Below are 366 nucleotides of genomic sequence, written 5' to 3' on the forward strand. Positions count from 1 at the left end.
CACACCTACGCCCGCGCCCACCGGCTGCCGCTCGGCTCCCGGGTCGCCACGGGCGTCAGCCGTATGCCGGACGGCCTGCGCGCCCTCACCCAACTCCCGCGCGTAGCCGGCGAGACGGCGCTGACGCGGGAGGCCGGGCTGCCCCAGAACGCGGTCCTCCGCGACCCGACGACCGGCGGCGGCAGCGCCACCCTCGGCGCCGGCGCGGCCCTCTCGCTCGCCCTCCCCCCCGCCCAGAGCGGCTTCGCCGGCTCCCGAGGGCGCCCCCCGGACGCGGACCCGACGGCGTTCCCGGCGGCGTCCCCACGCACGGCGGGCGCCTGCGAGGCGGGGGGCCCCCCCCCGTCCCGCCGCCCCCCCCGGCGC

Annotated in this window: 1 pseudogene; it reads left to right on the forward strand. The window is 83.1% G+C overall.

Annotated features, from left to right (window positions below):
- Positions 1 to 366: pseudogene (locus tag PUR53_RS33655) on the forward strand (carboxyl transferase domain-containing protein); the annotation flags it as partial.

It is taken from the genome of Streptomyces sp. SP18BB07, from assembly GCF_036322545.1.
In the GTDB taxonomy this organism is placed as follows: domain Bacteria; phylum Actinomycetota; class Actinomycetes; order Streptomycetales; family Streptomycetaceae; genus Streptomyces; species Streptomyces deccanensis.